This is a genomic window from Bacteroidota bacterium, assembly GCA_037133915.1.
Taxonomy (GTDB): Bacteria; Bacteroidota; Bacteroidia; order Bacteroidales; family CAIWKO01; genus JBAXND01.
In genome coordinates, this window is sequence record JBAXND010000082.1 from 1 (window position 1) to 11,498 (window position 11,498).

An 11,498-nucleotide genomic window follows, 5' to 3' on the forward strand; every position below is an offset into this window, starting at 1 on the left:
AAGGGGGTCAGCTTAACGCGGAACTAGGGGACCAGTTTGCGCGTATTCTCCAATCTGCATAATTGCAGAGTTGACAACAATAAATAATATTACGGTTGTAGCAGCTCCACTGCGGCCACCCACCGACCCGCGCACCATGACCGTGTGCTATAACCAGCCGGTGAAGCTCAGCGTGAGCGGGTTGGTGCCCGGTGGTGGGGGCATAGCATTAGACGGCACTCAGTCCGTCGATGTGTTGCCCGGAGCAGGGATAGATATCAGCAACAATTTTACCGTTGAGTTCTGGATAAAACCGAGCGAGCTCAGCCCGTATTTTGTCTATTTTGATTATAGCGCAAATCTGAGGCCTGGTATGAAATTGATACAGGATGGAGGCAATATCCGCTTAATATATGCGGGAAACAGTCTGGGCGAATACAGCTATACGCCCCAGGTGAATGTTTGGACACATTTGGCCGTAGTCAGGCAGGGATATGACTTCAGGATTTATGCTGACGGCATGCAATTGTGCAGTTTCACTTCTTCAGCCGGTTATCTTGAACAGGGTGCTGACCTTACCATTGGCTCAGTTGATCACCCTATATGGGATTTTTTCTTTAAAGGAAGCATTGATGAATTCCGTTTCTGGAATGCTGCTGTTACTGACCAAAACCGTTCAGACTGGATGCACCGTGAAGTTGATGACACACATCCGGATTATTCAAATCTGAAGGTATATATGAAGTTCAATGCCACTAATACGTTACAATCATCTGTTGGTAATTTCACTGCTCAACCCCATTCAGGATATACTGCCGTGCCCTCCGATTATTTTATTTATACCTGGACGGGGCCTTACGCACCCGCACCTTCTGCCGGCGAGGTACAGATAACCACTGCCGGCCTTACTACTCCTGCCACATACAGCGTTGTGGCATCAGGAGGTTCATGCACCATTTCCGATGCTGTTACAATCAATGTGGTTTTTCTGCCGGCACCGCAAGCTACTGTTAGCGGAAGCGCCTGCTCGGGGCAACCGATAACCCTCACGGCAAGCGGACCAATATCCGGAGCTATCAACCTAAATGGTACATCGCAGTATATTGCAGTAGCACATGATGTGAAGCTTCAAACCCCCGGTGATTTCACATACGAAATGTGGGTAAATCCCACGAGTTTTTCAGCGTATAATACCTACTTTGAAAATGGCAATTTAGCCAATTATAACGGGCTTTTGCTGAGACAGGATTCACCAAGCACAATAGGGCTGTACATAAACAATGGAACTCAAAACGGTTATACTGCCAGCACTATTAACTATGTTCCACCCTTAGGCGTTTGGACACATTTAGCTCTTGTGCGCTCAAGTGGTACTATTTCACTTTATGCAAATAGTACATTAGTGGGCAATTTCACCGCCAATACCAGGCAAATTCTCAGCACTGATGGATTGCGAATTGGGAGTTCCGCGCATGCCACAGGACAGCTTTTTAAGGGTAGTATTGATGAATTTCATTTCTGGAATGTTGCTATAACTCCTGCTGATCTGCGATTCTGGATGTACCAAGGGTGGCTCCCAACGCATCCCAACATTCCTAACCTTAAATTAATGCTTAGATTCGAGACGGGAAACGAACTTGTTCCCGTGAGCTTTAATCTATGGCCGGCAACAGTAAGTGCACCAAATTTATTTACAGCAGCAGTTGCTGAACTCATTTCTTATGCCACTTTTACATGGACTGGTCCCAACGCGCCGTTACCTTCGGCAAACAAGGTTCAAACAACTACTGCCGGAATCATGAGCCCTTATCCATATATTGTTTACGGAACAACTGCAAATGGCTGTAATACGCCACCCGATACTGCCGATGCAGCAGGGATTGCATCGCCTGTTCCTGCACCTGTAGCCTCTGCCATTTGGCAGATGCAGGACGGCCAACCTATAGAGCTTACTGCTTCGGGTATGGTTCCCGGAGGTGGCTTCATTCAACTGGACGGGAGCACTCAAAGTGTTAACGTGACACATGCTGCAGATTTGCAAATGTCCAGAGATTTTACTTACGAGATGTGGGTTTATCCCACTTCTACCGGTGGGAAGCAAACCTATTTTGCTAATGGTACTGATGGCTGGTATTCTCCAAAGACAATCTTACTCAGACAGGAGAGTTCGAAAATCTCATGTTCCATAAATGGTGAAACATTCCAAATTACCTATGCACCACCCCAGAACTCATGGACACACCTGGCGCTTATCCGCTCGGGCAGCACAATATCACTTTACGCCAACGCGAACAAAATAGGTGATTTCACAACAACGTCCAATTCAACAATCTTGCCGAATTCAGGATTGTTCATCGGAAGGACAGATAGCCCTTCTAATTTTTTTAAAGGTAGCATTGACGAATTCAGGTTTTGGAACAACAAATCGCTTACGGAAACCGAGCTGAGAAACTGGATGTATATTGAAGTTACACCTTCACATCCGTCTTACTCTTTTCTCACGGTGTATTTGCAATTCAATGTGGGCAGACATCTGATCGACTCCAAAGGCGCTCACACAGTCACTGACCAAGGCGGATGCTTGTCTTTACCCGCTAATACATATACCTACAACTGGTCGGGACCCAATTCGCCTACTGCAACTACAAATGAAATATCGACATCCACTGCCGGCGTTAATCTACCTGCTCAATACAGGGTGAGTTGCACAGATGCAGCGGGATGCACATCTCAGCAATCAGTTCCGGTCAACATTAAAGCCTATGCCAATCCGGGCGGTCTGCCTGCGTACAACACACTACTGTGGCTGTGCGCTGATAAAGGTGTATCCGGCAATGGAACGATAACAAGCTGGGTAGATCAGGGTTTGAAATCACACATATTGAATCAAGCCACAGCCGCGTCTCAACCGGCAATCAATACAACATCGAAACTCATTAATTATAATCCCAGTCTTACATTCGACGGTACAAATGATTTTATGAAGTGTAATGAAGGTATTTTAGGAACGGCGCAATATAATAGCCTGCATGTGTTCACGGTTAAAAAAAATAAGCTTATTACGACGGAAGTCCTTTTTTCCGAAGTTTGCTCTCCTGAGCTTATCAGCGCTCACCTGCCATGGAATGATGGCCGTATTTATTTTGATGCCGGAGGTGTCACATACAACCGCTCCAGCGTGCCATGGGGGAGTGTAAACAACATTCCCAATACTTGGGAACTCGGGTTTGAAAAAATCAGTAATACTGAGGTAATCTGCCGTGATGGAAAAAATATATTTCAGGCAAATGCTACGACCGCCCTTCCTTTTATCGGAACAAATCAACCTTTTTTATTGGGAACGTCAGGTGCCGCGAATTATTCATCAATGGACTTGTCAGAATTTTTCATTTATGCAGGCACCATCAGCGAAAATGAGCGCCAGCGGGTGCAGTCGTATTTTGCAATAAAGTATGGCATCAGTCTTGACCAGACCACTCCCACAAACTATTTGGCAAGCGATGGTACTCTAATCTGGGATGCAACTGCAAACGCCGGCTATAACTACCACATTACAGGCATCGGCCTCGACCGTCTGAGTGGGCTTTGCCAGAAACAAAGCCGCAACAGCGACAGCACTGCCAATGGAAACATGCTTGCCGTGGGTTTGGGTGAAGTTCTCTTCAGTAACATGTTTAGCGGTTATAAGTTTTCATCCGATAAGAATTTTGTTTTGTGGGGCGACAACGGGGCGCAGGGAACACGTATCCTTAATGTGTACAATGGAAACGTAATTATTCCGCAAAGTTGCCTTAGCCGTACCTGGAAAGCGGGCGTTACAGGCGATTTAAATGCTGTTCAGTTGAAGTTCTTCTTAAAAGACATCGCGAATGCGGCAAGCAAAGATGTGTTCAAACTGCTCATAAGTCCTTCTCCGGATTTTGACCCGGCTCAGTGTAACCCAATTGAGGCAAGCGCCTGGGACAACAATACAGGAGAACTTACTTTTGATGGGGTAATATTTACCGATGGTAATTATTTTACGGTGGTGGTCGGTTCTCCGGGACCGGGCGGTCTGCCACTCGCTAATACTCGATTGTGGCTTAAAGCAGATGCAGATATCGCCGCAAACAACAACCTAGTAAATCAATGGAAAGATCAAAGTCAGAATGGATTTATCATCGAGCAAAATTTCGCTAACTCACAGCCTACTATAAATGCTTCATCTTCTTTAATGAACTACAATCCAACAATAAGGTTCGATGGCAGCGACGATTATATGAAACTTGATGGAGGTATTCTCGGAACGGCCGTATATAACAATATGCAGATATTTGCTGTCAAGGTTGCACATGGAATTCAAAATGACCATTTGTTCTATGAGAATTGCATTCCTGATCGTTTATGTGCACATATGCCATGGAATGATGCGAATATCTATTACGATGCCGGCGATGGTAATCCCGCTACAAACCGTGGATATTGCAATTGGGGCGGCACAATTGATGTTCCATATATTTGGGAATTAGGCTTTAGTAATAGTTCGAAGGAAAAATCAATATTCCGAAATGGCGTAAGAATAGGGTATAACAACAGTAATTCAACAATAGCTTTTCAGGGACAGGGAAATTCATTTTATTTGGGGACTTCCGCTGGAAATACGGGATATTCAAAAATGGATTTAGCTGAGCTGATCATGTATTCAGGAACTTTATCCGATAATGAACGGTTAAGGATTCAATCTTACCTGTCGCTCAAATACGGTGTCAGCCTCGACCAAACAACACCAACAAATTATCTTGCCGGCAATGGCGTTGTAATATGGGATGCTGCTGCAAACAGCGCTTATAATTTCAATGTAACAGGTATTGGTCGCGACGATGCGAACAAACTGTATCAGAAACAAAGCCGCAACAGCAATGCTGCTGTTTCCGGAAATATGATTGCCATCGGTCTTGGGTCGATAGAAACTGACAATATTTCTAATTCCGGAGAATTTTATGATGACCTCAACTTTATGATATGGGGCGATAATGGCGCAGCAACCAATTTAGTTGCTGCCAATCTGCCTCCCGAATTAGTCACAACAAGTATGCGGCTCTCAAGGCAATGGAAAGTATCCGTTACAGGTTATGATTATCCTGTACAGATGAAATTCTTTCTGACCGGCATTGTAGATCCTGCAATAACAGGCGATCTTGTGTTGCTAATTGATGATGATGGCAATTTCACAAATGGCGGGACCCGCGAAATAAGCCTCACATCGTGGGACATCAATACCAACGAAGCAATATTCGATTATGTGGGTTTAGAAAATGGTGCATATTTTACACTTGCTGTGCTGCCAAAAAGCCCGGGTGGTGTGCCCATGGCCGATATAAAGCTTTGGCTTAAAGCCAATGATGGCCTTATTAAGAATGGTGTTCTGGCTAATGGGGTAACCGAGTGGTCTGATAGATCGGGAAAGGGCAATGGTCTTACCTCTTCAGTGAATCCGGCGTACCGGCCGTCAAACTTTTCTGACAAGCTGATCAACTACAATCCTACGGTCAGTTTCGACGGCTCCAATGATTATTTGTACAAGAGTGGGGGCATACTTGGAAATTCCACTTATACAGGTACAGAGGTTTTTGCAGTGAATTCAAGTAAAAAAATAAAAGAGCAATATGTGTTCAGCGAAGCATGTAATACGCAATCGTATTCTCTTGCCCTGCCATGTGCTAATAATGGTGCCTATTATTCTTTGGGCAATGCAAATACACAGATTTATGCTCCGGACTGGGAAGGAACGTTGGGTACACCATACATCTGGAATTGCGAAAGCTCAACCACACAATCAGGTTCATTTAGTATTAACAAAAATGGAATGATGCTGCCGACAAGTGCGGGTAGCGCGGCCCAAAACGTCACAGGTAACGGCAGCCCGCTTTATATTGGAAGTGATGCTAATGGCAGCTATGCCGAAATGGACTTGTCTGAATTAATCATATTCACAGGAACTCTCATGGCAAATGAAAAGCAGCGGATGCAAAGTTATCTGGCGCTTAAATACGGTATCAGTCTCGATCAGCAGATACCAACCGATTACCTTGCCAGCAACGGAAGTGTCATCTGGAAAGCTTCAGATAATGGCAATTTCAACAATCATATAACAGGCATTGGTCGCGATGATGTAAGTACATTGTATCAGAAACAAAGCTGCAACTCCGATGCTTCGAATTTCGGCAGTATGGTTGCTATTGGCCTGGGTGCTTTGCAAGCTTCGAATGCGTTAAACAGTAACAGCATTGTTGCAAATAGTAGTTTCTTGTTGTGGGCTGACAACGGGCTTAATGGAACTACAGGCATACAGTATTACCGGAACAATAATCGGGTTGAAGGTACCCGCTTGAAACGCGTATGGAAAGTGAGCAGCACCGGTGGCATGAATGCCTTGCAGATGAAGTTCTTTTTGAAAGATATTATGCCCGATGTGAACAGCGAAAATTTCAGACTCATCATTGGCGATGACGAAAATTTTGATCCTCAAACAAACCGCGTAGTTGATTTCGCAGCTATCAATAAAACAGATCTGACGGTGACATTTGATAATATATATCTGAACAACGGAGAGTATTTTACTTTAGTTGTTGGTTATACCGGTCCCGGCGGCCTGCCGCTTGCCGACATGAATTTGTGGCTCAAAACAGACGGAGGCGAGTTTGGATATAGTTTTAATTTTAATAATGTATGGGCAGATAAAAGCGGTAAGGGAAATAATATGGGCCGGTCCATTGCAAATTGGAATACACCTACAGAATATCCTGACAGATCCATCAATTATAATCCTACGGTAAGTTTTGATGGATACAATGATTATTTGTTCAGGACTGGCGGGATTTTAGGCACATCGACTTATACCAATGCACATGTGTTTTCTGTAAATACTATTGAAAGAACCGATAATAGTTTCCTTTTCGATGAAAATCTTCCCTCAGGGTTTTTCAGATGTGAAATGCCCTGGGCAAACTCAATTAGCTGGTGGGCCAACAATACAAATGCCACAAACATAACATGGAACTTAATTAACCCCTCTCAGAAACCGGACATCTGGCATCTGGGAAGCGAAAGCTTAAATCAAGGTGTAATCGACAGAAATGGGAAAAATCTAAGTAGCGTCAATACCTCCATTATTTCATTTACTGGTGCGAATAATAATTTCTATCTGGGGGCGAACAGTGGGGGGAATTATATGAAAACGAACCTCTCAGAACTAATGATCTATACCGGCACCCTGTCGGATAACGAGCGGCAGCGCGTTCAATCATATCTGGCAATAAAGTATGGCATCAGCCTCGATCAAACAACACCAACCAATTATCTGGCAAGCGACGGTAGTGTTATCTGGGATGCTTCGCAGAACACTGATTACAATAACAGCATTACTGGCATTGGCCGCGACGACGGAGGAATGCTCAACCAAAAGCAAAGCCGCAATTCGGAAACTGCAGATAATGGAAATATTGTAGCGATTGGAGTCGGCCTCATCGCGCCGAACAATGCAAGTAATTACTGTAGTTTTAAGAAAAATTTGAGCTTTTTGCTCTGGGGCGATAACGGTCTTAGTGGAACTCAAACAACCGAACTGCCTCCTGCTTTATCGTTGAAGACCCGCCTTAAGCGTGAATGGAATGTAAGAGTAACCGGTACGGGCGAGAGAGTTGAACTCAAATTTTTTGTACGCGACCTGGTGAATAATGCGACCACAGCTGATTTCAAATTGATGATTGATGATGATGGCGATTTCTCCAATGGAAACACAAGTGTGATTGCTGCAGGTGTATGGAACGATAATACCAAAGAGGTTACCTTTAACAATGTCACTTTTACTGATGGTCAGTATTTCACGTTAATCTTACCTCAAAAAATTCGTACAAGTACATTGGCGGCTGCCGATGAAGGCGTATTGTGCACGGGTGGAACACTTGAACTTTACGCTCTTGTTGACAATGCTGTATCATGGAGCTGGACCGGCCCGAATGGTTTTTCTTCTACCCGGCAAAATCCGGTTATAGAAAACGTGACCACCGCCAACAGTGGATTATACCATGTGGCTGCCACAACCCCTGCCGGCATTGAAAACGATGACGTAGATGTGGAAGTAATTGAACCTGCGGCACCGGTAATTAACAGCAGCAGCCGGATATGCAATGGTGGTACCTTGCAGTTGAATGCGGCATCCGTGGCCGTTCCCGGCAACGGGCAGATAGCACTCAACGGCATCAGCCAGTATGTCGTCACGCCCAACCTTCGCGATCATTTCCCGACAAAAGATCTTACACTGGAGTTGTGGTTCAAACCGTCGTCTGCAGGAGTCGTCATTGCCGAAGGCGGCACACAGAACCCGACCTTATGCAGTAGCCAGCTTACTATCCTTGAGTCGGGCGAACTTTTGGCTCATTTCGGTTCATTGGGTACTGTTTCACTTGGTATTGTTGCATGGGAAACATGGAATCATGTAGCGCTGTGTTATAACGCAAGTACAACAGAATTCAAGGGTGTACTAAATGGTATTTCTTCCGAAGAAGTTGTAACAGGAGTAAAACAAATGCCATGGGAGATAAACAACGGCAACGATTTGGTATATGCTCTCGGAGCGGGTTGGGATGCCGACAAAAACAGCGTCACCTATTTCAAAGGAGAAATTGATGAGTTCAGGGTGTGGAATGCCTGTTTATCGGAGGCGGAATTAGAAGACTGGATGTACGATGAGGTGGATGCAAGTCACCCCCGATACAACAGCTTATGCGCGTATTACAAATTTAATTCGGGTTTTGAATTAGTTGATACCAAAGGCGGACATAGCGCACTTATTCCAAATAATTTCACAGTTGCGCCCACAATTGGAGAACGATATACCTGGTACGGACCTGACGATTTTTATGCTGACATCAAAGACCCGCAAATTGGTGGTTTCAGCACAGTGAAGGAGGGAACTTATTCGGTGGCCGTTACCGATGAATCAGGATGTAAGAGTCAGCCGGCTACAGTAACAGTTATGATGAACGCCCTGAGCACGCCTTTGCTGAGTATTGCTGCAAACACTGCATGGCCTGTATGTCAGGGTGCAAGTGTCAGCTTCACGGCAACGCCGGTATTCGGAGGTGCGGCACCTGTATATCAGTGGCTGCTCAACGGTAACAGTATAGGAAATAACAGCTCCACCTTTGTAAGCACAACACTTGCCAATAACGATGTGGTGAGTTGTACGATGGTATCCAATGCAAGCTGCCTTAATACTGCAACTGCAACATCTAATGCCATTACCATTTCTGTATTTATCTATCCACCACCGTTTGTTTCAGACAACAGCCCGGTTTGCGAGGGCGGTCTCCTGAATATGCAGGCTAATGCACCAAACAACGGAGCTATTTCCCTTAACGGAACGTCGCAATATATTACAGTGGAACAAACCGTGGATCTTCAAACACCCGGTAATTTCACATACGAAATGTGGGTAAATCCCACGAATTTTTCAGCCTTTAATACCTACTTTGAAAATGGCAATTTAGCCAATTATAACGGGCTTTTACTGAGACAGGATTCCCCAGCCACAATGGGGCTGTATATAAACAATGGAACCCAATCCGGATATACAACCAGCACACTTAGCTATGCTCCGCCGACAGGCAGATGGACTCATTTAGCGCTTGTGCGCTCCGGCAGCACTCTTTCGCTTTATGCCAATAGTACATTAGTGGGCAATTTCACTAACAATACCAGACAAATACTCAGCACTGATGGACTGCGGATAGGGAGTTCTGCACATACAGGGGGGCAACTTTTTAACGGCAGTATTGATGAATTCCGTTTCTGGAAGGCTGCGGTTAATCCTGCAAATCTTGCGGCATGGATGAACAAAGAGGTGACGAGCGCGCATCCTGACTATGCAAATCTCAAAGCCTATTTTAAATTCAATAATGGCGCGCTCCTGACCGATTCAAAAGACAACCATACTGTGACAAATTACGGTTGTATGGGTGTTAACGAATCGTTCCCGGCATGCTCATATTTCTGGTCGGGACCTAACGGTTATACATCTTCCTTACAAAATCCTGCCATTACCGGTTTAACAACTAATCAAGCGGGGATGTATTTTGTCTACTATACCACGATTGATGGATGCCGGAGCCAGGCTACCTATAGAGACATTGCACTGGCGCCCGCCCTCCCACCGCCTACATTTACGAGCAACAGTCCGGTTTGCGAGGGCGGTCGTCTGAATTTACAGGCCATTGCACCAAACAGCGGAGCCATTTCTCTTGACGGAACGTCGCAATATATTGCTGTGGAACAAGCCGTGGATCTTCAAACACCCGGTAATTTCACATACGAAATGTGGGTAAATCCCAGCAGTTTTACACAGTATAATACCTACTTTGAAAATGGTAATTTAAATAATTATAACGGGCTTTTGCTGAGACAGGATTCACCAACAGCGATGTATTTATACATAAACGATGGAACCCAATCCGGTTATGTGGCCAGCCTTCTTGCCTATGCTCCGCCAATAGGTGTATGGACCCATTTAGCTCTTGTGCGCTCAAGTGGTACAATTACGCTTTATGTTAATGGAAATTTTCAAGGGAATTTCGCCGCAAACAGCCGGCCAATTCTAAGTACCGATGGATTAAGAATAGGGAGTCCAACACATACAGGGGGGCAGTTTTTCAAAGGCAGTATTGATGAATTCCGTTTCTGGAACGTTGCAATTAATCCAGCAAATCATGCCGCCTGGATGAATAAAGAACTGACAAGCGCACACCCTGAGTATGCAAATCTCATAGCCTATTTTAAATTCAATAATGGTGCGCTGCTGACCGATTCAAAAGGGAATCACATTGCGACAAATTACGGTTGTATGAGTGTTAACGAATCGTTCCCGGCATACTCATATTTCTGGTCAGGACCTAACGGGTTTACATCATCCTTACAAAATCCTGCCATTACCGGTTTAACAACAAATCAAGCGGGGATGTATTTTGTCAACTATACCGCTGGTAATGGATGCCGGAGTCAGGCTACCTATAGGGACATTGTGCTGGCACCCGCTCCCTCGCCGCCTACATTTACGACCAACAGCCCGGTTTGTGAGGGAGGTCTCCTGAATTTACAGGCCATTGCACCAAACAACGGAGCTATTTCTCTTGACGGAACATCGCAATATATTGCAGTGGCACAAGCCGTGGATCTTCAAACACCCGGTAATTTCACATACGAAATATGGGTAAATCCAAGCAGTTTTTCACAGTATAATACCTACTTTGAAAATGGTAATATAAATAATTACAACGGGCTTTTGCTGAGACAGGATTCACCAACAGCGATGTATTTATACATAGGTAATGGAGCCCCAAATAGCTTTACTTACAGCGCTATTAACTATGCTCCACCCTTGGGAGTATGGACACATTTAGCTCTTGTGCGCTCAAGTGGTAATATTTCGCTTTCACTATTGTCCGATAAAAATACAGAATATTATTTTGCAAACCGCAACAAAT

General features: G+C 44.8%; 1 protein-coding gene. It reads left to right on the forward strand.

Annotated features, from left to right (window positions below; genetic code table 11):
- Positions 1-70 precede the first annotated feature (70 nt).
- The coding region (locus tag WCM76_16270) for a LamG-like jellyroll fold domain-containing protein (GenBank protein MEI6767186.1) at positions 71-11,498 on the forward strand (11,428 nt) is incomplete at its 3' end.